24 protein-coding genes are annotated in these 20,449 nt (G+C 65.4%); 3 read left to right on the forward strand and 21 right to left on the reverse strand.

Features of this window, described 5'->3' with window-relative positions:
• The first annotated feature begins 20 nt into the window (after nt 1-20).
• Nucleotides 21-488: a hypothetical protein gene (locus ACS5PV_RS15830; RefSeq protein ID WP_455396292.1), complete on the forward strand. Its 468-nt coding sequence runs from the start codon at nt 21-23 to the stop codon at nt 486-488.
• A 156-nt stretch (nt 489-644) separates the two neighbouring features.
• Here the strand turns inward: ACS5PV_RS15830 and ACS5PV_RS15835 are convergent, their stop codons facing one another.
• The 9 genes from ACS5PV_RS15835 to ACS5PV_RS15875 all read right to left on the reverse strand — a co-directional run bounded on the left by ACS5PV_RS15835 (nt 645) and on the right by ACS5PV_RS15875 (nt 10,664).
• The gene (locus tag ACS5PV_RS15835; RefSeq protein ID WP_455396293.1) at nt 645-2,792 is read right to left on the reverse strand and encodes a hypothetical protein; all 2,148 of its coding nucleotides are present in this window, start codon (nt 2,790-2,792) and stop codon (nt 645-647) included.
• A complete protein-coding gene (locus ACS5PV_RS15840; protein ID WP_455396294.1) occupies nt 2,792-4,909 on the reverse strand; it encodes a transglycosylase SLT domain-containing protein in 2,118 nt (705 codons plus the stop codon). The genes ACS5PV_RS15835 and ACS5PV_RS15840 overlap by 1 nt, the downstream gene beginning before the upstream one ends.
• 9 nt (nt 4,910-4,918) lie before the next feature.
• Nucleotides 4,919-5,809: a hypothetical protein gene (locus ACS5PV_RS15845; RefSeq protein WP_455396295.1), complete on the reverse strand. Its 891-nt coding sequence runs from the start codon at nt 5,807-5,809 to the stop codon at nt 4,919-4,921.
• Between the two features lie 133 nt (nt 5,810-5,942).
• Nucleotides 5,943-7,358 carry a hypothetical protein gene (locus tag ACS5PV_RS15850; RefSeq protein ID WP_455396296.1) on the reverse strand — a complete coding sequence of 472 codons (1,416 nt, stop codon included), beginning with the start codon at nt 7,356-7,358 and terminating at the stop codon, nt 5,943-5,945.
• Nucleotides 7,358-7,720: a hypothetical protein gene (locus ACS5PV_RS15855; RefSeq protein ID WP_455396297.1), complete on the reverse strand. Its 363-nt coding sequence runs from the start codon at nt 7,718-7,720 to the stop codon at nt 7,358-7,360. Before ACS5PV_RS15855 ends, ACS5PV_RS15850 begins: the two co-directional genes overlap by 1 nt.
• Nucleotides 7,720-8,025, reverse strand: a complete 306-nt coding sequence (locus ACS5PV_RS15860) for a hypothetical protein (protein WP_455396298.1) — start codon at nt 8,023-8,025, stop codon at nt 7,720-7,722. Before ACS5PV_RS15860 ends, ACS5PV_RS15855 begins: the two co-directional genes overlap by 1 nt.
• An 8-nt stretch (nt 8,026-8,033) precedes the next feature.
• Nucleotides 8,034-8,459, reverse strand: coding sequence for a hypothetical protein (locus ACS5PV_RS15865; protein ID WP_455396299.1), 426 nt, complete (start codon nt 8,457-8,459; stop codon nt 8,034-8,036).
• Nucleotides 8,460-8,517: 58 nt separating this feature from the next.
• A complete protein-coding gene (locus tag ACS5PV_RS15870) occupies nt 8,518-9,681 on the reverse strand; it encodes a phage capsid family protein (RefSeq protein ID WP_455396300.1) in 1,164 nt (387 codons plus the stop codon).
• 26 nt (nt 9,682-9,707) lie between these two features.
• Complete coding sequence (locus tag ACS5PV_RS15875) at nt 9,708-10,664, reverse strand: hypothetical protein (protein ID WP_455396301.1); 957 nt, start codon at nt 10,662-10,664, stop codon at nt 9,708-9,710.
• A gap of 127 nt (nt 10,665-10,791) precedes the next feature.
• Here ACS5PV_RS15875 and ACS5PV_RS15880 point away from each other — a divergent pair, with 127 nt between their 5' ends.
• Complete coding sequence (locus ACS5PV_RS15880) at nt 10,792-11,013, forward strand: hypothetical protein (protein WP_455396302.1); 222 nt, start codon at nt 10,792-10,794, stop codon at nt 11,011-11,013.
• Here the strand turns inward: ACS5PV_RS15880 and ACS5PV_RS15885 are convergent.
• From ACS5PV_RS15885 to ACS5PV_RS15915, 7 genes are all read right to left on the reverse strand, one after another.
• Nucleotides 10,998-12,935, reverse strand: coding sequence for a portal protein (locus ACS5PV_RS15885; RefSeq protein WP_455396303.1), 1,938 nt, complete (start codon nt 12,933-12,935; stop codon nt 10,998-11,000). The two genes, ACS5PV_RS15880 and ACS5PV_RS15885, sit on opposite strands and share 16 nt — an antisense overlap.
• Nucleotides 12,936-12,939: 4 nt before the next feature.
• Nucleotides 12,940-13,215, reverse strand: a complete 276-nt coding sequence (locus ACS5PV_RS15890) for a hypothetical protein (RefSeq protein ID WP_455396304.1) — start codon at nt 13,213-13,215, stop codon at nt 12,940-12,942.
• 653 nt (nt 13,216-13,868) lie between these two features.
• On the reverse strand, nt 13,869-14,324 hold the full coding sequence (locus tag ACS5PV_RS15895; protein WP_455396305.1) for a hypothetical protein: 456 nt from the start codon (nt 14,322-14,324) through the stop codon (nt 13,869-13,871).
• A 7-nt stretch (nt 14,325-14,331) separates the two neighbouring features.
• Complete coding sequence (locus tag ACS5PV_RS15900) at nt 14,332-15,069, reverse strand: hypothetical protein (RefSeq protein WP_455396306.1); 738 nt, start codon at nt 15,067-15,069, stop codon at nt 14,332-14,334.
• Nucleotides 15,069-15,836: a hypothetical protein gene (locus tag ACS5PV_RS15905; RefSeq protein ID WP_455396307.1), complete on the reverse strand. Its 768-nt coding sequence runs from the start codon at nt 15,834-15,836 to the stop codon at nt 15,069-15,071. The genes ACS5PV_RS15900 and ACS5PV_RS15905 overlap by 1 nt, the downstream gene beginning before the upstream one ends.
• Nucleotides 15,837-15,849: 13 nt before the next feature.
• A complete protein-coding gene (locus ACS5PV_RS15910) occupies nt 15,850-17,241 on the reverse strand; it encodes a phage terminase large subunit (RefSeq protein WP_455396308.1) in 1,392 nt (463 codons plus the stop codon).
• Nucleotides 17,242-17,281: 40 nt separating this feature from the next.
• The gene (locus ACS5PV_RS15915; RefSeq protein ID WP_455396309.1) at nt 17,282-17,617 is read right to left on the reverse strand and encodes a hypothetical protein; all 336 of its coding nucleotides are present in this window, start codon (nt 17,615-17,617) and stop codon (nt 17,282-17,284) included.
• A 66-nt stretch (nt 17,618-17,683) separates the two neighbouring features.
• Here ACS5PV_RS15915 and ACS5PV_RS15920 point away from each other — a divergent pair, with 66 nt between their 5' ends.
• Nucleotides 17,684-17,941: a hypothetical protein gene (locus tag ACS5PV_RS15920; RefSeq protein WP_455396310.1), complete on the forward strand. Its 258-nt coding sequence runs from the start codon at nt 17,684-17,686 to the stop codon at nt 17,939-17,941.
• A gap of 7 nt (nt 17,942-17,948) precedes the next feature.
• Here ACS5PV_RS15920 and ACS5PV_RS15925 read toward each other — a convergent pair whose 3' ends face one another.
• The 5 genes from ACS5PV_RS15925 to nusG all read right to left on the reverse strand — a co-directional run bounded on the left by ACS5PV_RS15925 (nt 17,949) and on the right by nusG (nt 20,448).
• Entirely contained in the window at nt 17,949-18,134 is a 186-nt protein-coding gene (locus ACS5PV_RS15925; RefSeq protein ID WP_455396311.1) for a hypothetical protein, read from the reverse strand.
• A gap of 70 nt (nt 18,135-18,204) precedes the next feature.
• The gene (locus ACS5PV_RS15930; RefSeq protein ID WP_455396312.1) at nt 18,205-18,369 is read right to left on the reverse strand and encodes a DUF3309 domain-containing protein; all 165 of its coding nucleotides are present in this window, start codon (nt 18,367-18,369) and stop codon (nt 18,205-18,207) included.
• A 50-nt stretch (nt 18,370-18,419) separates the two neighbouring features.
• Nucleotides 18,420-18,593, reverse strand: a complete 174-nt coding sequence (locus ACS5PV_RS15935; RefSeq protein ID WP_455396313.1) for a hypothetical protein — start codon at nt 18,591-18,593, stop codon at nt 18,420-18,422.
• A 306-nt stretch (nt 18,594-18,899) separates the two neighbouring features.
• On the reverse strand, nt 18,900-19,235 hold the full coding sequence (locus ACS5PV_RS15940; protein WP_455396314.1) for a hypothetical protein: 336 nt from the start codon (nt 19,233-19,235) through the stop codon (nt 18,900-18,902).
• 373 nt (nt 19,236-19,608) lie between these two features.
• Nucleotides 19,609-20,448, reverse strand: a complete 840-nt coding sequence (nusG, locus tag ACS5PV_RS15945) for a transcription termination/antitermination protein NusG (RefSeq protein WP_455396315.1) — start codon at nt 20,446-20,448, stop codon at nt 19,609-19,611.
• Nucleotide 20,449: the final 1 nt, after the last annotated feature.

Genomic DNA, 20,449 nt, shown 5'->3' on the forward strand with positions numbered 1-20,449 from the left:
CGCTCGCGAGGACGGGGGCGATGATGCGCGCGGTGGTGGTGCTGGGGTGTGCGATGCTGCTCGGCGGGTGCGTGTCGGGACGTGACCGCGCGGCGATCAGTGCAGCCGAAGCTGGGGTTGCAGACTGCAAGGCCAGGACGTTCCGAACTGCGGTTGAGCGCGCCCGGTGCCTCAACGCCGCGGCCGAAGCTGCTGCGCCAGCCGCCGGGAGTAGTGGCGACCTATTCAGGGTTGCGCAGAACACCCGCCTTGTGCTGGCTGAGCAAGTGGACCGTAAGGAAATCACTCAAGCCGAGGCCGATCTAAAAATGTCGCAGACCATGGCTGGGCTAGTGTCTGAGGATGAGCGCCGGGCAAATGCTCGGCGGGCCTTGCGTATTCAGGCATCACAGTCTCGGCCCGATTTTCAAATCGTTGCGCCTGGATCGAACCGCATTGATTGCACATCGCGCGGCGAGTTCGGTCAGGTGCGAACCGTGTGCAACTGAGGCGACTAGGTGTTCCGCTCGCTCTGGATCGTCGGACAGGTGCTCGCGATTGGTGGTCTTACCATCGGTCTAGCGGAGGCTGATGGCGGTCGGATGCGTGAGAGCGTCGGCCTACTGTTTCTGCTCTCAATCGCGCTCGTAGCGTTCGCCACAGCCCTACTGACCAAGGCGTGGGACTGGCTGCGCCTCCCCGCGAGCGCGCGACGCCTGCTCGCCGATGAACGTAAGGCGCAGCGCGAGGCCGAGCGCCTTAGCGCTGTCGGCCGGCGTCCGGGCGAGCTGTTCGAGGAGCGGGCGCGCGGACGGCTGCGTTAGCATATGGGCCAGTTCGGCCATGTTGCCCTGCAAGCGCATCCGGTCGATGCGATCACGCAGAGCCGAGCGCAGGTTCGTGCCACCCTGGATCACCGTCGACGCCAACGCTCCGGGTGCGCTCGCAGCCTCCTTGGCCTCTCGCTGGATCTGCTGATTGAACGCGGTGTCAGAGCCGCGGGCGGGACGGAACCCCGTCGCCTGAAACACATCCATCAGCTTCTGAAAGCCGTCAGCAACCTGCTGGCCGCGCGGCAACTGCCGCAGCATGGCATCCACGTTCGCACGCACGGCGAGGGAGCCGAACAGCTCTTGCCGAGCCACAGCGCCGGCATTCACGTTCGGCCCGCCCTGAAGATCGCGAGCCGCGCGATCAAACACGTCTCCGATGTAGTCGCGAGCGAGGGTCTGGGCCGCCTCGGGGTTTTGCCGCACCAAGCGGCGAGCTGTCTGCTGAATGACCGCATCGTAACGACCGGACATCTCGCCGACGCCAGCCATCTGCGCGCCCATCCGGGCCGACGCGCCTGCCGTGCCCGGATCCATATCTGCGATGCGCCCAATCGGGCCATTGGTCAGCGGCTCAAGCATCTGCTGCCGCAAGTCCGATTGCACCTGTCGGGCCTGGGCATAAGCACCACCCGGCCCTCCTGTCGCCGTTTCCAACGCGGCAATCGGCGCTTGCCGAGCATCATCGAAGTTAGCCGCGATGGTGTTGCTCGTCGTAGCCTGCCCCGGCACGCGCGCGTTTTCAGCGCTCTCCCGAAGCCGACGCTGCACGAGGTCGATCATGCCGCCGCTGTCGTCGGGCAGGTTCTCGACGGTGCGCCCGAGCGCTGGGTTGCTGCGGATCTCGGCAACGGTCCGCGCATAAAGCGGATCGGACATCAGGGCCTGATGCACCTGAGGCCCTACCCGCGCCGTATCTGCCGCCTGATAGGCCGGGCGCGTCATTGCGTTGATGCCAGCTTGCGTGCGCGCGATGACGCTCTGCGCAGCCTCCTGGCCTGCCTGAGCGGCCTGCGCGGCGGGGAGGGGCGTGGGCGCGATGTCACCCAATGCGCCCTGCATGGCGCCCTGCACCTCGGCAGACCGCCCAGCAGAGATCGCAGCCAGCGGCTGGGCGCCTTCGCCGCCTGAGTATTCGGCCACACGGCGTAGTTGTGACAGCCGCTGCGCCCGGCCGCCAGTCACTTGGTTCAGCGCCTCGTCCAAGGTGAGCCTGACGGGGTTTGCCAGCCCTTGCCCTTGCTCAATCAGCCGATACGCAGCCGCAAGCTCGTCGCGCGTGATGCCAGACGCCTGCAACCCCTCGGACATCAAGGCGTTGGCGCCGCGATTGGCCTGCGCGAGCCCAACCGCCCCCGCCCCGACGATACCGGCAGCAGCGCGGGCGTAAGGCTCTGCCTCCGGGCCAAACGACTGCTTCGCTGCCTGCCCGGCACCTTCCGCAGCCACACCCGGGATCACGGCGCGAGCCAAGCGCTGCGCCGCTGAGCCGCCGCCAAGCGCGTTCGGAGCAAACTCGGCAACGCTTTGCGTGAAGCGCCCCGCTTGGGTCTGCGGTTCGTAGAGCGGCGCACCCTGTAGGCTCTCGACGGCCGGCTGAATGCGGTCCGCGCGCAGTACGTCGCCCGCGTCAGGGATAGCGATCGGCGCTTCAGCGCGCGATGCGGCCCGCAGGTCGCGATATCGCTGGCTGTCCGGCGCAGCCCATGAGCCGGTGCGGGCATAGTTGCCAGCGCGACCGATGGTCTGCGCAGAAACCGTGTCCGCAACGTCCGACAGAAACCCCGGAATGCCCGCAGCGCCGATTGCTCCGCGCTCAAGCCCCGAGACAGCCGAACGAGCCACGTCCTGAGCCATCGTGGGCGCTTGAGCGGTCTTCTGCCCGGTCGCAAAGCCACGAAACGCGGACAGCGCCGCGCGCTCGTCGGGCGCGTCGACCTCGTAAGAGGCGCCATCAGGGCCGCTAAGCTGGAAAGTCGGCATCAACGGATCCGCTTGATGGTGACGCCTTCGATGACGGTCGAAGCGCCCACGTCGAGAGCGCCCGGGGTGCGGCGATCGCCGCTCGGGTTGGGGGCAGGCGCACCGGCAGACAGCTTGCCGGACTTCTGCAACTCCTGCATCCGCTGGGCGAACGGCGTCCGGATGCTCGGCAACGCACGCAACTGGGCCATGGCCTCTTGAGCCGTAATGCCGCCGCGGTCGGGGCCAAGCAGCGCGCGATCCGCGATGTCACCGCGGGCGATGCGATCCTTTGCCATCGCCTCGAGCGTGTCGGTGATGAGCGCGTTACCCTCTGGCGTGTTGATGAGCCGGGGCAGCGACCCCTTGAACATCCGAGCATCAAAATCGGAGGTGGCGCCAGCGCCGGGGATGCGCTGCTGCGGCGTCAGGCGGTCAACCAGGGCGTTGAAAGCCTCGATCTTGCCGGCATTGTCGCCGAGCTTGATGCCGTACTCGCCGAGCTTCGCCTGAATAGCCGCCGCCGCACCTGTACCGATGTCACCGCTCAGAGAGCGCATTTCGGAAATGAGAGGCAAATCCTGTCGACCCTGCTGCCCTTCCTTGCCGACGGCATCGAAGCGCTCGACGAGGGTCTGAGCACCCTTGACCGAGGCCGCATCCTCGGCCTTCTGCTGACCGGAAATGCCGAGTTGTCCCGCGCCCGGGAATTGCACCTTATTATCAGCGCCGACCTGAGCCGGGCCGGTGTAGGCCCGAGGAATGTTGTAGGCGTCGCGCTCTTCTGGCGTTGTTAGGTTGCGAACCGCGCCGCCTGTGCCCTCAATCGCTCGAACCCACTGCCCCGTCTGCGGATTGAAGGTGTAGTCGTTGCCATCCGAGCCTTTCACAGTCTGAAAGGTTGGGGGCTTGCTGACATTAGATACCAATTCCGCGCGCCCGCTTTTAGTCGTGCGGTAAATCTGGTCCCCAGCAGTATGAAATGTGTATTCCTCTGGCTTGTTGAGCCCCTCAATAATCTTGGCCGCATAACCCTGCGTCAGAGGGTTTCTGAGCATCGCACGCAGGTTCTGCGCCTGAGCGGGAGTGAGACGCTGCGCAGGCGCGGCGGCCAGCGGAGGCGCGGCGGAGGCGCCAGACTGCGCAAGCGCCGGTGAGGCCACTGTGCCAGGTACGAAATCGTTGCCGCCCGGCGCGGGCACGATCTGATCGGTGCCAGGGATCGCATAGCCGGCCGTCGGGCGGGCACCGGGCGCGGGCATGTCGGCCGCCGCAACTGCCCCGGGCGCGGCAGGAACGGCGCCAGCGAAGGCAGGAGCAGACGCGAACGACGGCAGCCCAGTGGGCGCGGCAGCCTGATGAGCCGCAGGCGCGACCGGGGCCGCCTGTGCAACGCGCGTGACAGGCGCAGAGGCAGGAGACGACATACCGTCGAACCGGCCAACCCACTTCTGCGCAAACTCGCCTGCCGACATGCCGGGCGAGCCGCCATTGACCGCAGCAGCCTGTCCAAGCCCGAGTTGCCCCATCGTGGCGTTCGGGTTGGCGAGGATCTTGGCAGCGCCGCCCGCGCCCTGCTGGTGCGCAAGGTACAACTCGCCATCAGTAGGCGTGCGGCCGAGCACACGCGCCAGCGCTGCCCGGTTGTCGATCGTCAGACGGGCGGCAGCCTGAAGGTTCGCGGCTGGGTCAAACGGGTCCGTTAGGCCGTAAGCCTTGGCTGTGCCGCGAGTGAACTGTGTGAGGCCTTTTGCGCCCGTTGGAGAGACGGCGTTCGGATTGCCGCCACTCTCCACCTGAACCAGTTTTTGCAAGTAATCCGGGTTGATCTCGTTGCGCGTCGCAACGTCCGCGATTAGCGGGGACAGCTTGCCGGTTGGAGCGACGCCCTGAGCACGCGCGAAAAATGGCAGAGACGCGGGTTTGGTAGCTCCAGCACCTTGCGGGGTCATCGGCTGCGCGGAGCTGCCGAGGGGAGGCAGAGCGCCGCCCTGCTGTCCTTGGGCCGCCTGAGCGGCGTCCAGTTGCTGCGACCAAAGGCGCTGCGCTTCCTCAACCTGCCCAAGCTTTGCGAGGCCGCCGATCGACTGCTTTAAGTCGCTGAAGTCAATCAGCGGAATGCCAAGGCCGCCAGACATGTCGCCGCCTTACGAGAAGAGATTACCGAGCGAAGACAGCTTGCCGCCACCGCCCGCAAAATCGAAAAGACCGCCAACGAGGCTCTTGCCGAGCCCGATTGCGTTCGCGCTGGCTTGGTTCTGAGCCTGCGCGAGATTGTTGTTGTTCTTCACCAGCGCGTCGGCGGCGCTCATCTGCAAGCCCGCAACGCCCTGACCGAACTGAACCTGCTGGTTGGCCGCGGTGCCGTAAACGTTGGCTTGGTTCTGGCCGTAGGTCTGCCCGAGGCTGCCGAGCTGCGTGCCGAGGTTCTGGCTGGCGTTGGCCTGAGCCGCAAGACCCTGACCCTGACCGGCGAGCGCCGTGCCATAGCTCGACGCCGCGTTGCCGAGGTTGTTGACGTACTGCTGATAGCCCTGGCTGGCGAGGCCATTGGCGGTGTTGAGGATGTCGGCCGTGGCGTTGCCGCCAGCAAGGCCGCCTCGAGCCGCCGCGCTGCGCTGCACAGCGCCGAGAGCCTGATCTAGCGCATACTGGTAGCCCGGAGACGCTTGGAAGGCGCTGGCAGCCGCCTGAGAGCCCGCAGCGCCATTCGCGCCTGTGGCGTTTAGGAAGGCATCGTAGGCGGAGCGCCCGCCCTGCGCCATGTGATCGTACAGGCCGCCAAGCTGGCCGAGATACTGCTGCGTCTGCCCATACTGCCCGTTCAGGGCGCCGCGGGCAGCGTTGTAGCCGTCCGACAGGGCGGTGAGCGAGTTCTGCCCGGCGCCAGTCGTGTTGACGCCGAGATAGCCCTGCGCCATCGAAGTGCCGTTCGTCAGCGCGTCGGCGCCGAGGCGCAACCCGCTGTCGATCGCGAACCGATTGTTCTTCGCGGCCCGCTCGGAAGCGGCCCCGGTCAAAGCGTCTAGCAGGCCCATCAGATCAATGCCTTAGCTAGTTGTACCTGCCACTGGTACAGCCGTTGGAAGTGATCGCGCCAAGCCTGGTCTGTCAGAGGCACAGAGGCCGGTGGAGGCTTTGGCGGCGGCGGGAAGTCGGCCGGGATCGCCATCAGGGCTTCCTCGCCGCGATGCGGGGCAGGTCCGCCCCCTTCAGCACGAAAGCGACCGGGTCAGAGACCTCAATCGCGACCCGCAGGCCCTCGCGCGTCGTGCGGCCGAGATCCCCGACCGATACGCGCTGGCCGCCGACACCTGGCGGGCCGATGCGACGTTGCAGCGCGTTGCTCCACGCCATGCCACCGTCATGCGACCACGAGATGAGACAGGACGGATCGGTTTCGATCGGGTCGGTGCCGGCCGCCTTGCCCTGGCCTGTCGAGATGTCCACATCTAGGCCCGTCACGCGCGTGCGGTTCGGGAACGAGGACATCGGCACGCTCTCGATGCGGGAGGTGATCGTGTCGCCGGCCTCACGGCGTCCGGCTGAGTTGAGCGCCAGCACGTCGCCGTTCACCCGGTCGCCTAAGATCCAGCGATTGCCAAACCGGATGCTCGTCTCGGCCCGCCAGCGCGACAGACCGCGCGACACGCGCTCGTTCCATTCGCCGGTCGTGGAATTGAACTCCCATGTTCCGCGCGGCGAGCTGAGAGCCCAGATCGCATCGCCGCCGTCCGTGTAGACGCAGGCCCGCAGGCTCTCCGGGCTCGGCGCAGAGGCGATGAAGCGCTCGACGGCCCGGGTGCTGACGATCTCCGGCTGATAGCCGCTCAGGCGCCGCACAGTGCCATCGGCGGCGACGAACACCTGCTGCCGATCCCACCCGTCCTCGAACCCTGCGACGCAGTACGGGCCATACAGCCCAACGGGGATGACGGCCGAGCGCACGAGCGGGAACGGCGCCGTGCCGGCGTCATCGTACACCTCAACGCTTGATTGGCCCCAGGCGAAGAACTGGCCCGCCGACACGGTGCCCCGCAGCAGCCCATCAGGCTTGGCCTCGGCGCGCGTGTAGCTCTGGTCCGACATCGCCGTTGTGTTCGTCGGCTCGGCGGTCGTGCCAGATGCGCGGATCGTCCCATCCGCATAGGTGAACAGGAAGTAGCCGTCCAGGAACGAAACGCTGTTCGGCGTGGCGATGACGTCGCCTGGATAGTCTTGAACGCCGGTCTGTGTGACCACGAATGCACCAACGTCAGTCACCGCCACCACATCTGGCACAGGCGACCTGTTGTTGCGCACCATCGTCACCGGCTTGCTGCCGTCGAGCGTGCCGACGCGAGCAAACCGCCCGTCGCTGCGCAGGACGAAAATCAGATCCTCGCGCACGAGGTAGAGCGAGGCGCCGACGACAAGGCCGCCGCGGGGTGTCGGCGCCTTGGGCTGGGCGATCACGTCCAGGCCAGGCACCGGATACCAGCGGACGGCGGTTCCGTCCTTGCGGACGCGGGTGTTGACCAGCCGGCCGTTGCCTTCGCCCGGGATGGCCCCTGGCGCTGACGAGGTGGGAAAGGGGACGGCGACCATCAGAAGTAATCCGGGCCGCTCCGGCGAGCGCGGAACCCGCCAGCGTATCGGAGGCGGCGCAGCAGCTCGGAACTGGCCTGAGCACGGCCCGCGAGAAGCTGAACCGCGTCGGCGGGCAGGCCGAAATCGTCTGACAGCTTGCTCGCGACCATGTTCGAGAGCGCGTCGAAGGCGGCAGCCGGCACGTCTTCGTCCAGTGGGAAGGCATAGATGCCGTCCGCATGGAACTCTGCCATCAGCCCCGGCAGCGCATCCGTGACGCGCTTCAGGGCTTCCGGCTCGGTTGACTGCCCGAAGCCTGTCTCGCCCAGGCGCACAAGGACGCGCTGGGCAAGATCAAGCTGTGTGTAGACGGAAGGCACTAAGCCTGCTCCGAAAGCTCACGAGCGCGGGCCTCGGCGGCTTCCCGCGTCATCCCGCCCTCAATGAGTTCGCCGCCGCGCAGCACCGACCAACCGCCGCGACCGCGGAACTTGACCTCGTACTCGCCGATGGTCTCGTCTTCCTCGGGCTCGGGCTCCGCATCGGCATCTTCGACGCTGAAGAACGGGCTGTTGCGCGCCTTGGCGACGAGCCATTCCGCATCGACCGGCACAGGCTCGTTGGGGGCGAACGTGAACCCGCCCCAGGTGGTGGGCTCACTGCCCAGGTAGGTCACGTTCGCCATGATATGCCTCAAGAGAGGTAGTACTGGAGGTACACATCGAGGATTGAGCCAGCGACGACACCGCCGGTCGGGCCCGCCGACACCGTGACGATCAGCAGATCATCAACGGTGTACTCGAACCCCTTGATGGCAGCCGCGACCGGAAGTTCAGCCACGCCGCCGGCCTGGCCGACGTTCGAGGCGGTGAAGAACCGGGTTGCGTTGGCCTGATCGCCGACGTTGAGCGTCAGCGACGTGCCGTTGTCGATCTTGGGCGCGATTACGAGGCAGTTCATGACGCGCGCGGCGGTCGGGATGTTGAACATCCGGATCGTATCGCCCGTCGCCAGAGCCGCCGGAATGGAGATGCGGCCATGCCCCATGACGAGCTGACCCGCGGACATATTCGTCCGCGCAATCTGCGCCTGAGCCGCCCGAGCCGTAAAAGTAGCCATGATTTAGGATCCTGAATTGAGGGAAGAGGAAGCGGCGGGGTTGTCCCCGCCGTCAGGATCAGGTCGGGTCAACCGACGCGGCGAAGCCAGTCACGGCACCCCAGTCCTTCAGCAGACCGGCCGAAGTCTTGAAGGCGGTCTTGCCGAGGCCATAGGCCATATCGACGCCGCGACCATCGAAGAACTGATAATCGTCGTCGGTTAGGTGGGTCTCACGCGGCAACTGGCCCATGACCATCGTCATCGCGCATTGGCCGGCGAGGACGCCCGGGGTGACGTTGATGCCCGACGCGCCGCGGCCGAGGAAGCTGCCGAGGGTGTCGAACTCCGGCACCTCGCGGATGATGACCTTGTCGTACAGCAGGTCACCGTCGTTGAAGAGCGGGTTGTCGCGATACCGGCCCTCGCGCGGGCGGGCATCCTTGTTCATCGCAACGATCTTCGGATCATTTTTCAGATCCATGAAGCCGTTGGTGCCGACGAAGAGGACATAGCCCTCGTAGCCGTCATCCATGGTGAGCGGGGTCACCTTCGGCGAGCCGGCGGCGGGCTTCTTGCCCTTCGCCTTAAGCTTGTCGATCATGGTGGTGGACCACCGATCGTTGGTCGCGTCGATGTTGGCGAGCGAGGCGTTGAAGTCGCCAGCGACGTAGTTGCCGTTCGTGCCGGTGTTGGCGATGCCGAACTGGATCCGGTCGATATTCGACGTGGTCCAGGTGTTGAGTTCGGCAGTCGTGGCTTCAAGGAAGGTCTTGCCGTTGATGCGGCGGCCGGCGCCCGAGCCGTAGCCCGGCGGAGTGGCTTCGGTCGGGATGGAGAGCCACGCCTGGACCATCTCGTCACGCTGGAGCTTGGCAGCCCACTCCTGGAGCATGGGGCCGGCGTAGTCGTAGATGTCAACCGACATCTTCTTCAGCTCGGACTTGCTGATCTTGACCGCGTTACGCGCCCAATCCAGCCACATCCGATAGCCGTAGTTCTGAAGGGCCTCTTCGTTGCCCGACAGCAGACCGTTGCCGACGCCAGGCGCGTTGAGCGCGGTGACGAGCGGAATGTTGATCTGATCGCCACCCGTTTTCGCCGTCTGGTTGATCGTGCGAATGATGGCGTTCTTCGTGTTGCCCATGTAGGGCTTGAACATGTTCTGCCGCACCATCTCGCGGATGATGTCGGTGGTAAAAATTACGCCACGAGAATTGGCGGTGGAGGTAGTGACGGCCATTGGCCTAGCCTTTCACGGCTGTGCGATTAACCAGGGCGGCGCCCTTGGGTCGCGATGGTTTGGTTCCAGACCGCCGCCGGATCCGCTGCCCCACCATCGTCGGCCGCAGCCGTGGCGCGGTTGAGCGAGGGCATCCGAGTGACGTTGCTGGGCGAGGAGGCACGGCCACCGGGGACGCCGGTCTGAACCGGGGTCGCCATCTGGCGATGGGCTTCAAAGGCTTGCTGAAGGAAAGCGGGGTCTTTCAGCCACTCCTCACGGAGCTTCTGCTGATAGCCCTCAAGACCACCGGAGCCGATCTGCTCAAGGGTCCGGGTCCGCTCGTGCCACTTTACAGCGGCCTCAAACGGGTTAGGCGACGAGTTGATACGCCGATGCTCGATCGGATCAATCAACCCGGCCTGGGATGCCTCGTTGAACGCCTTTTCGGCCGCGGCAACCTTGTCGGCGCCGAGGACAGAGGTAGCGACGAGACGGGCGTTGTAGATCAGTGCCTGATGCTGAGCCTGCTGAAAGGCCTCAAGCTGCTGACGGACAGGATCGACGTGCTGCCGCACTTCCTGACCCGCCAGCATCCGCGCACGCTGGTCGATGGTCGTCCGGGGGTCTTCCCAGTTGAACTCGGCGTTGCGTGCAGCCTCTTCCTCGGCGCGCTGCCGGGCCTGCTGCTCCTGCTCCTGACGCCAGCGGCGAAGCTCGTTGAGTTCGCGTTCCGCTGCCGCTCGGGCCTGAGCCATACGTTCCAGTTCCTCCGACCGCTCCCGAAGGCGCCACGAAGGCACCATCCCTTCACTCTGGGGAGCGGCAGGCGGGGCTTGCGGGCTCTGAGCCTGCTCTGCCGGCGCGGAGGGCTCCGCGGCCGTCTGTACCTCTTCCTGCGGCGCCGGGATGGCCTCCGCAGTCATCGGCTCGGGCTGGCTTGCCGTCGCCGTGCCACCAATGGCTTCGGCAAAGGCGTCGTGCGCGCTGTCCTGCTCAGACATCGTGGTTCCTATTCTCGTTTCGTGAGACGACGTTGACCCTGTTTCGCCGGGGTCGGGCGTGGGTTGCGCCTGTGTCGTCGGCGCGTACGAACTGTGATAGGCTCGACCGCTCAGACGGGAGCCTGCGATGGGTTGGTCAGCCGAGATGGCCGAAGAGGAAGCCGCGATCCGTGCCGCGGTCCCCGATGTCATCTTTCGCCGTTGGGACTACGACATGTCCTTGGCCGTAACCCGCCCTGGTGCTGCGGGCGGGATCGTGGTTCGGCAGGCCCCGCGCCCAGGGCAGGAGGAGATCGTCACGCCGGTTGCGGACGTGATCGCCTTCCTCAAGCCTCAGAGCGGCGGCTGAGCCAGCGGGCCAAGCGGCGCCATGCCGGGCACGGTCGGGCGACCGGACGCGAATGGCATCTCGGCCGGGCCAAACGGGGCCGGGATCGGAACCATGAAGCGCAAGGCCGTGTCCAGCTTCTCACTGTCGGCCAGCGCGTCGCGGTGGCGAGCGTCGGCCGCGGTCTTGGCCGCATCCGGCACGATAGATGCCCGGATCTGCTGAGCCTGCGCCTGCGTCTTGACCGCCTGCGCCTGCTTATTCGCCACCTCGGCTGCTGCGCCCTGCATCTGAAGCTGCTGCGCCGCCTCGGCCGCTGGGTTCGGCTGATTGGCCTGGTCCAAGTACGCCAGGAGCTTGTCCTTGAGCGCCTGGGGCATGTTGACGAGTTCGATAATCATCTGAGGCGGGATCGGCTTGCCGGCCTGGGCGAGACCAGGGGCGAGTTGCATCAGCGCCTCAAGCGCGTCCTCCATCAGGGTCGTGTGGTCCGGACCCTCGTCGATGATGATGTCCACGTCGAGCGTGCCAAGGGCGTTCTCGATTGTGGGCATGCCCGTCATCGGGTCGAAGCCCATCTTGTTGACGGCGAGGAACTGGGCGAGACCCTGGTCATCGGTCACTCGAATGAAGCGCTCGGCAGTCCAGTAACGCTTTACCGTGTTCCAGATCGCCCGATAGACCCGCAGCTTCCAATCCCGATACATGATGATGTACGGGCCAAGTTCGGCGATGCCGGCTTGCTGGAGAAGCTGGATTGCACGGCCAGAGGCAGAAGCGCCGACGCCACCGACGAGGGCCTGATTGGGCCCGAAGTTCTCGATTTCCGCCTTGGCCTCGGCGAGCATTTGCAGGTTGCCGGCGACCTGCGCCTCGTTGCTCTTCTCATCAACCTGGACGCCGGGCGGCAGAACGATCACGCCGTCTGGACGGCTCATTTCCTGCCGGATGCGCTCAATCGTGTCGTCGTCTAGCCCCTTGTCTTCCAGGTACATGCGCACGGTGTTGAGCGCGTGCAGGCCCTTCGAGCGACGATGGTTGATTTCGTCCTGCGGGCCGCGAAGATCGCGGATCAGGCCGTATCGGTCATTATCGTGATCGACGTTGGCCGAAAACAGGATGAAGCGGCAGAACGTGCGGCCCTTCTCGTCAACGAACGGCGAGACGCCCTGCGCGAGAGGCACATCGGCCGAGTAAAACTGATACAGCCACTCGTCGCCGCGCTTGTACCAGTGCTCGACGACGCGGACCTGCTTGGCAGACGGGTTGGACCACGCGACATTCTTCTGCCGATCGGTGTCCGTCAGTTCGTCGTATGCGCCGCCGCCCTGCGAGGCCATGGCGCGCAGATTTTCGGCCATGTCGGGGAACATGCCGACAGCATCGTCAACCGAGAGCCACTTCGCAACGCCCATGAAGCGGGCATCCGAGAAGTCTTCCCGGCTGCTGCGCGGGTCGTAGAAAATCGTGTCCGGCTCAAGGTAGTGCAGCGACACGTCAAGGTCGCCGCGGTCGCCATCCTCAAGCGACAACTCGATGCCAGCGACAGGTTCAATTGCACCGTCTTTGGCGACAAACGGCGACAGTGATTTCCACTTGTTCGCGTCCAACACCTCGTTCAGCACAGCGGAGGCGACATCCGATCCTGCCTGATGCTGCGGGGTGCGCGGAAACGCCTTCGGATCCTGACGCAGGCGCTCGACGAGGCCAACGACGCCGTCGATCTTCCGCTTGACTCGGTTGTAGGTGACAATCGGCTGCTTGCGGTCACGGAACGTCGCGACCTCGTGCGCGGTCCACTGGTCGCCGTGGTAGTAGCGCCGGCTTTCCTCCGCCTCGTCACGCTCGTTCCGCTTGTTCGAGCCGTAATCCGACAGCTGCTTGCGCAGCGTGGACAGCGGCAGGAAGTCGGGGCCTGCGTCTATGGCAATGCCAGCGGTCATGGGGTCAGTTCAAGGTCTCTTCGGTCTGAGCAATGATCGTCGCCGTGCCGGATCCGCTGACTGTGGAGACCAGCCGGACGTAATGGCCGGCGGGGACGACGTAGGCGACAGCTGCGGTGTTGCTCGTGGTCAGCGCCAGAGTGACGGACACGCCAACGCCCGATGTCGCCTCTACCTGATCGCGTAGGGTCGTCGGGGGGTTGCTGGCATCGCTGAACAGCGAAACGGTAGCCGATGATGTGCCGGCAAGCGCGGGGTTCGTGACGCTGGCCTTAATCACATACCGGACGTAGGTCGCCTTGGTGGCGCTCGGCTGAAATGCCGTGCCGAATGCCCGTGTCGGCGTGGACGGGACGACGGAGACAAGGCCGGGAGAGCCTGCGGGACCAGTTGCGCCAGTCGCTCCCGTCGCGCCAGCGGGTCCAGCAGCACCGGTAGCACCGGCAGGCCCCACATCACCCTTCGGCCCGGTCGCGCCTTGCGCGCCTGCCGGGCCAGTTGCGCCAGCAGGGCCCGCAACTCCCGTGTCTCCCTTCGGGCCCTGTATGCCCTGAGCCCCTTGGGGACCTGCTGCACCTGTCGCACCCGTCAGACCCTGCGGACCACTAGTGCCCGTTGCTCCGGTTGCTCCGGTAGGACCAGCAGGCCCGATCGGCCCGGAAGGACCTGCTGCCCCCGTGGCGCCCGTGGGTCCGGGAACTCCCTGCGGGCCAGCTGCTCCCGCGTTACCCATTGCACCAGCATCACCCTTGTCCCCCTTCGCCCCTTGCGCACCCTGCGGCCCGACCGGGCCCGCGGGACCTTGAGGCCCAGCAGGACCAGGCGGCCCGACTGCGGCGGCGCTTGGATCCGCCTGGCTGCTAACCGCGCTTTCCTGCGCCAAAGCAGGCAGGGCTAGCAGTGCGAGGACAGCGAGAAGGCGTGCGCAGCCCCTCATCGCCCGCCCAACCCGTACTGAAGCTCAATCACGCCCACGCCAGCCTTCTGGGCCGCCTGTACGCTGGCGTTCGGCCCATCCACTGACATGCACGAGATCAGAGCGGGCATCACAGAGGTGAAGATGGCGCTCGTGCCCGGCAACCAGAGCCAACCAGTCGTCGGGGTAATCTGCTGAAACGTCATCCCGAGGGGGGTGCCGCGCAGCCGAACACTGAACGGGTTGTTGTTCACATAACGGAACGACATCGCCCCGTCAGGGATGGTAAGCGCCTGCTGAAGGCTAGCCGTATCAGGGCCGACCTGAAAAATCCGCGGCTCACCGATCCGGTAGAACGGGATCTGCGGGTTAGCTCGCAACCCGAGAGAGTTGCTGCCCAGCGGCTTGTTAGTGTCCGGATCCCAGAGAAAGATCTTCTGGTTTCCAGGGATCTCGCTGGGATCCAAGGCCATGACGAACTCACGCCTGAACGGTTTGGTTGGTGCCGACAACCCGCCAAGCGGTGCCGTCGTCGCTGACGTGAACGCCGGTTCCGGCGCCGGCGGCCTGAAGCGTACCAGCGCCGTTGTAGGCACGGCCGTTGCTAGCCCAGGCCATGCGGCCGGCGATGCCAGCAGCGGGAAGAGCGGCTACCGTGAATGACGGGAGTTTCGGCGGATTGCCGATGAAGTTAAAATACCCAACTTCCGCCGCAAGATCGATCGTCGTCCCAGTGGAATAGCCGATATATCCGTCACGGGCGGACGCACCTTTCCGCCAGAACTCCATGAACCCGGACGGCGTACCGGCTAGAGCCTTAAGATATATTGCGCCTCTGTTGGCATTTCCGCTTAGACCCATTGATGGGCCGTCAGTCAACACGTTTCCCGAATAGAAGTTGTTTGCGGCAAGATAGGTGAACGATCCACCGCCTAGCGTACCATTACCAGCGTCCGACACAATGCGAGTGTCATAGGCGATGGCGGTAGCGCCGGAATGGAAGTTGAAAGCGACTGTGCCTGCGGTTCCGTCCGTCCATCCAACGTCGAGGACGCCACCGGAGAACGTCGCGTTGGTGAACGTCGGGCTATTTGCCGTGCCAAGCCCGAGCGCGGTCGCGCCTTGCGCTGGTGTGCCGGTGAGAACTGATCGACCCGACGCGGTGCTGTCGCTGATGTCGGCTGCCGTGCGGGCGTAGGGAGGTGTAGGCCCACCCATCAGAACCTCCAGACCGCGATTTCGCCGGCCGTGGCCTGCCCTGTGTCGAGGATGGCCGAGATGCCGCCTTCGGCCATCTTGGCATCCATCGTCATGCTCTCGCCGACCGCGAGAGGCCATCCATTCGCAGCCGTCACGCCAGTGCCACCGATATAGGCCCGCACCGTGCCCGAGTTCTTGAGACTGACCATCTCGTCAATACGACCAGCGGCAAGGATCGCAGTGGCGGTAGTGCCGGTCGCGACTGCCGTGCGAGCCGTCGTCGGCCCTGGCGCGACCTTCGGCAGCGTGGCCGGGACCGCAACGCCAGCGGTGGCGCCCTGGATCGTCAGCGCCGTACCTGCGGACGTTCCTGGCGAGGACTGAACATTGGTCTGTGCGGCAGATGTCGCCGCGCCTGTAGGCAAGGGCAGCGACGCGGCCGATACCGGCTGAGTGGTGCCGCTGCCGTCCGTCTTGACCGCGCTCGTATTCCCGCCTTGGATCGGCAGCGGCACGCCACCCGTGATGCCCTGCACGGCCTGCGCCGACGTGCCGTTGGTGCCGGCCGAGGTGACGGAGCCGGTTGCGCCGCCGCCACCGCCGCCAGAGCCGGCAACCGTGCAAAGCGTACCAGTTGTATCCGTGTAAAGCCGTCCACCAGTCCCGACCGGAGCGGAAGCCGTGCCACAGGCGGGAAGAACCTGCACGGACTGCGCAGCCGCAGGACGACCGGAGCAGCCATAAGCGAGCGCTAGGGCGCCCAGAAGGGCGATGCGAGCGTACATGGTGCCTCGGGTGTCAGACAGCGCGCCAGGACTGCCGTTTGGGGGCTGGCGGCTTGTATCCGGGGTTGGGAGATGCGCTTGCCTTGGGCGCCTTCGGCTCATAGGGCCGGCTCATACAGGCGTAGCGCGTCTCGTCGGCGATATGATCCTCGGCGTCCGTGTCGAGGTCTTCCGGGCGGCTTTGGTCGTGCTGGAGGACCGGAACGGTGCGGATCCAGTCGGGGCACTCGCGGCGACCGACGTAGAGCCGGGGCCCATCATCCTCGCCGCGCAACCGGGATCGCATCTGATCCCAGCCGCCCATCGCGCCGTTGCGACCGACGCGGGCATTGTCAGCGGCGATGAAGTGCGCCTTCCTGCGCGCCATCCGCTCGGCGATCGACGGACCGCCGTCCTCGGAGAATGCCGCCGGATCCAGCACGCCATAGGCGATCTTCTCGCCCTTCTCCCGCTCCACGATGCCGTCGCCGACCTGCTCCGCTGTCAGCTTCAAGCCGACGTTGGGCTGATGGGGCCGCATCCCGTACCACTCGCGGTATCGGACCATGGCGCCGCGCGGCAGGGTGATGATGCCTCGCGCCGTGCGGGCCTGCACCGGGTCGGGAACGATCGCCCACCATCCAACCGAGAACGGCTTTGCCGAGCCCCAGTCCATTGACCGGAAGCGGTGCCACTCTGCCGGGATGGGCGGCAGGTCAATGACGTGCGCGCCCTCGTCCCATTCCTCGAAGAACGCGCCTTCGACCGCGCCCCAATCGCCTTCTAGCCACGCCTTGACGAGGTGGGGCGACCCGACGAGCTGCAATCGGTTCTGATAGTTAGGGTCGCCCGCCAGCAGGATCGCGTTGTCCGTCAGCCGGGACGGGATCACCGCCATCCGGTGAACCGCGCCGTTCGGCAGAAGGCGATCAACGATCTTCGGGTGCTGCGGAAACGGCACCAACTGGTAGCGGTCTCGGATCCAACCCTGTCCAGCACCGCCAGGGTTCGCCGTGAGGATCATCTGCACCGGCACGCCGTGAGCCGAACGCAGCGCGCCCTGGAGCTTGTCGATGGCCGCCGGGCTGGCGTGCTGGCCCGCCTCCTCAATCCAGGCGTCAGTCAGGTTCTTGCCCTGCTGAGCGTCCGCGTCTTGCACCCCGTCGAGGTAGCCAAAGGCAACGCGCCCGCCGCGAGGCATCGTGAAGACGAGCTTCGTGGCGTTGAACGACGCGCCGAGGGGAAGATAGATCTCCTTCGCCCGCTCAATCGCATCGTCGCTCGACGTGGTCGTCTTGCGGAACATGCGCGCGTTGAAGTGCGAGCCGTACCGCTTCTCTTTGTTCGCCCACTTGCCGAGCACGCCATCCGTCTTGCCGCCGCCGCGGGCGCCACCGAAGAAGATCTCCGGCAGAGGGCAGGTCACGAGAGCGTGCTGTGGCCCGGCCTGGGGACGCCAGACATACTCAGTGCGCGACGGTGTGCTGGGCTTCCCAGGCGCCTGCGTCGAGAGGTTCATCCGTCACGTCGCGATGCGTGTTGTCTACCTTGGCCTCAAGAGCGGCCAGCGCCGGCTTCTCGAACCGGATTGCCTTGCCCGCCGCGTCTAGACGGATCTCAACCGGGTTGCGGGGATCCTTGTAGACCGCCATTAGGTAGGCGTGAGCATCGCCCTCGAACGCCTCGGGGATCGCATCAGCGATGGCTTCAGCAGCCGCAAGAACCGCCGCCTCTCGCTCTTTCGTGTGCCGGCTCTTGGCGCCCTTCGGCCGACCGCGGGGCCGTCCAGTTCGCGCGCCCATTTTCCCAATTTCCGATTTTAATTAAATGGCAGTGTGCGAGAATGGCGAAGCAGACAAGGACCAGCCATGGAAGCCAGCCTCTTCTACTCATTCGTCGCCTACAACGAGATGGGAGCCCCGTATTTCGGGAACAGTATCACGAGCGTCACGCTTGACGGGCCTCTCTCATCCGCCCTGCTGCGCCCATCTCAGATACGAAACGCTGAGAAGTTCGCTCTTGAGAAGATGCAGGCGCAGCAGCCCAGCATCGTGAGCGTCGTCATCCTCAACTGGCAAATGCTAGGCCCAATGGATATCGGGCCTAGCTGGAAAGCCATGGGCTAACAACCGCTCACGAACCCACCGCCGGAGCGGCCGGGCCAGACGGTGCGATGCCAGCCGCGCCTTTGGGGTTCTCGTCCGAGGGGAGATCGGCGGCGGCGGCTTCCAGCTTCTCAAGGATCTCCGCGCGATCCGAAGCCTTGGCTTCCTTGAGATCGGCGATGAGCTGCTGGATCTGGGCGGAGGTGGAGGGCATGGGAGGTCTCCGGGGTTGAGGGTGAGCGGTTAGACGCGATGCCTGTCTGTGCGGGGCTTGGGTCGCTGTCTCATCCGATGCGGCCTGTGAGCAGGAGCACGACGAGGATAACGACCAGGATGCCGCCAGCGCTGTAGCCGTAGCCCGAGCCATAGCCGCCGTAAGACGGACCGCCGTAAAAGCCGCCGCCGAAGGCCGCCAGGATCAGCAGCACGAGCACGAGGGTGACGATCATGCTGTGATCCTCGTTCGGCCGCTGGCGGGGCTGTAATGAGATCTGAGGGGCTACCCGAACCGGCCCATCAGCCACTCAAACGTGAAGTAGCCGGCGATGCCGAGCGACACTATGGCGTTCAGGATCCAGATGCCGAGGGTGACCATCTGAACGCGCAGCACAACTGGGTCATCAGACAATGGCTCGGCATTCATGGCCGCGTGGGCTGCGATGATGCCGGGCATGGGGGAGATCGGAGGGGGCGAAGGAACCATCATGGCCGCTGGCGGGGCTGTGTGGAGGCGGGAGGGGCTATCGAGCGAGGATGAAGAAGGCGCCGAGTGCGAACACAACGAACGCCGACACGCCACCGCGCCAACCGCAATCTCGGATCCTGCGCATCGGTCTCTCGCTATCAGGGCGGCTCCGGAGCCGGATTGGTGAAGGCCAAGTTCGAAAGAAGGTGTACGGGCTCCCGTACACCAAGGCCCTCGCCGCCTGAACGATTTATAGCAGGATCCTGCTATAAATGGGTAAGTTCGCCGCTAAGTTCAGGCTTCAACCGGCTCGGCAGCGCCGATGGACGACGCATCCTCTCGCTCGCCAAGCGGCATGAAGTCGTCTTCGTGGAAGGCTTGCTCTTGGTCCGGGCCATTGGTGGTGAGGCGCGGCTCGTTACGAATTTCCTCAAAGATGAGGCCAACGATGCAAGGCGCCTGCGTCCAGTGAGGGCCGTCCGGAACGTCGCTGCCCATCACGATGTCGCGTATCGTATAGATGCCGCCAGTGACGGGCAGGTTCTTCGGGACCAAGTCCGCGGGGGCGCCAGGAAACCACACAGCTTCCGCTGGCTTGGTGCAGACGACACGCTGGCCGATCTCAAACATGCGTGCACTCCCCAGCCACTTGGGTATCTCGCTGCGCGTGGACCGGCAGGGCCGGCGGGTCGAGGCTATCGGGCGGATGCCCTCAGGGGATCTGTCCTCGAAACTTACTGGGCCGCCAGCCGGTACGTTACCGGCTTCTTGCCCGTGCCAGCATTCGCCCAAGGCGTCCCCTGGCGCTAGCGCTGGATACTCTTTGCCCCGGCGCGTCGTCGCTGCTCGGGGCGAATTCCATAGCTTCTCTCGCGCAAAGCCGGTTTGGATCTCCTGCGATCCTCTATCCGGCTTCGCGATCCGCCCGTGCCTCCGGCGTTCTGGGCGGCGCGCCCGGGTCTCGGCAAGTGCCGTAGCTCAGCAGGCGCCCTGATCGTGGGCCCTAAGCTACAGCATCTGTCTGCGGGATCAAGGGGCCATGAACACGATTATCGCCACTTCCCGAGCGGCGCGACAAGTTTTCCACGTCCGCGATCGGCATCACCATCAACGTTTCGCGGCCAAACACGTTGATCCATACGCGTGCCTTTTCCGCGGTGGAGTCTTCGTCTGCCCGGCCCTCATACGTTGCGAAGGCGCCGCCGGAAATCCGCACCATCTCGCCGGCTTCAACCTTCGGACGCTTCAACTCTTGCTCGCCGTGCTGAAGCAGTGGCCTCTTCCTCTCATCAAACCAGCCCTTGCGCTCGCGTCCAGACAGCTCAGCCAACTCGTCAACCCGCATCAGCATTGGCTTGCCTTGGTTCGACACGATGCCGACGATGCCGAGCTTGTTGCGACCAAAGGCGTCGCGCTCGCGCAGCGGCCACCATGGATCATCGTCGTGCATGCCAATGAACACGTAGCGCACGAAGAACGGCCGCTGCACCTCGCGCTTGGCCTTCTGCTGTTGCCGGCTGTAGGGCACCCAGATCGTCTCTGCGGGGCTGTAGGCGGCATAACCGAGGGCGCGCAAGCCCAGGCAGCATTTGCGCTCAGTTTGCGCCATGACGGTTAGGGCGTACCAGCGGCGGCCCTCGGCATCGCGCGTGATCGTCACCTTGCCCAGAGCGCCCTTGGGTAGCTTCCGTGGGGCGCCAGGGGTGATCTCCGGCGCCTCCATGCGGTCCTCATCCGCCAAGGGCTTGTCCTCGATGACCTTGACCTTGGTCGGCATGCGTCCGAAGTGGACAGGCGTGGCCTGAGCCTTCATCGCACGGCCGCTGGCGTTCTTGGTGAACATC

The sequence above is a fragment of the Methylobacterium sp. Gmos1 genome (assembly GCF_053764715.1).

Bases quoted from the DNA above. Each gene is read 5' to 3' on its own strand.
- ACS5PV_RS15830 (WP_455396292.1), top strand. From the start codon at position 21: ATGATGCGCGCGGTGGTGGTGCTGGGGTGTGCGATGCTGCTCGGCGGG.
- ACS5PV_RS15835 (WP_455396293.1), bottom strand. From the start codon at position 2,792: ATGCCGACTTTCCAGCTTAGCGGCCCTGATGGCGCCTCTTACGAGGTC.
- ACS5PV_RS15840 (WP_455396294.1), bottom strand. From the start codon at position 4,909: ATGTCTGGCGGCCTTGGCATTCCGCTGATTGACTTCAGCGACTTAAAG.
- ACS5PV_RS15845 (WP_455396295.1), bottom strand. From the start codon at position 5,809: ATGGGCCTGCTAGACGCTTTGACCGGGGCCGCTTCCGAGCGGGCCGCG.
- ACS5PV_RS15850 (WP_455396296.1), bottom strand. From the start codon at position 7,358: ATGGTCGCCGTCCCCTTTCCCACCTCGTCAGCGCCAGGGGCCATCCCG.
- ACS5PV_RS15860 (WP_455396298.1), bottom strand. From the start codon at position 8,025: ATGGCGAACGTGACCTACCTGGGCAGTGAGCCCACCACCTGGGGCGGG.
- ACS5PV_RS15865 (WP_455396299.1), bottom strand. From the start codon at position 8,459: ATGGCTACTTTTACGGCTCGGGCGGCTCAGGCGCAGATTGCGCGGACG.
- ACS5PV_RS15870 (WP_455396300.1), bottom strand. From the start codon at position 9,681: ATGGCCGTCACTACCTCCACCGCCAATTCTCGTGGCGTAATTTTTACC.
- ACS5PV_RS15875 (WP_455396301.1), bottom strand. From the start codon at position 10,664: ATGTCTGAGCAGGACAGCGCGCACGACGCCTTTGCCGAAGCCATTGGT.
- ACS5PV_RS15880 (WP_455396302.1), top strand. From the start codon at position 10,792: ATGGGTTGGTCAGCCGAGATGGCCGAAGAGGAAGCCGCGATCCGTGCC.
- ACS5PV_RS15885 (WP_455396303.1), bottom strand. From the start codon at position 12,935: ATGACCGCTGGCATTGCCATAGACGCAGGCCCCGACTTCCTGCCGCTG.
- ACS5PV_RS15895 (WP_455396305.1), bottom strand. From the start codon at position 14,324: ATGGCCTTGGATCCCAGCGAGATCCCTGGAAACCAGAAGATCTTTCTC.
- ACS5PV_RS15900 (WP_455396306.1), bottom strand. From the start codon at position 15,069: ATGGGTGGGCCTACACCTCCCTACGCCCGCACGGCAGCCGACATCAGC.
- ACS5PV_RS15905 (WP_455396307.1), bottom strand. From the start codon at position 15,836: ATGTACGCTCGCATCGCCCTTCTGGGCGCCCTAGCGCTCGCTTATGGC.
- ACS5PV_RS15915 (WP_455396309.1), bottom strand. From the start codon at position 17,617: ATGGGCGCGCGAACTGGACGGCCCCGCGGTCGGCCGAAGGGCGCCAAG.
- ACS5PV_RS15920 (WP_455396310.1), top strand. From the start codon at position 17,684: ATGGAAGCCAGCCTCTTCTACTCATTCGTCGCCTACAACGAGATGGGA.
- ACS5PV_RS15925 (WP_455396311.1), bottom strand. From the start codon at position 18,134: ATGCCCTCCACCTCCGCCCAGATCCAGCAGCTCATCGCCGATCTCAAG.
- ACS5PV_RS15930 (WP_455396312.1), bottom strand. From the start codon at position 18,369: ATGATCGTCACCCTCGTGCTCGTGCTGCTGATCCTGGCGGCCTTCGGC.
- ACS5PV_RS15935 (WP_455396313.1), bottom strand. From the start codon at position 18,593: ATGCCCGGCATCATCGCAGCCCACGCGGCCATGAATGCCGAGCCATTG.
- ACS5PV_RS15940 (WP_455396314.1), bottom strand. From the start codon at position 19,235: ATGTTTGAGATCGGCCAGCGTGTCGTCTGCACCAAGCCAGCGGAAGCT.
- nusG (WP_455396315.1), bottom strand. From the start codon at position 20,448: ATGTTCACCAAGAACGCCAGCGGCCGTGCGATGAAGGCTCAGGCCACG.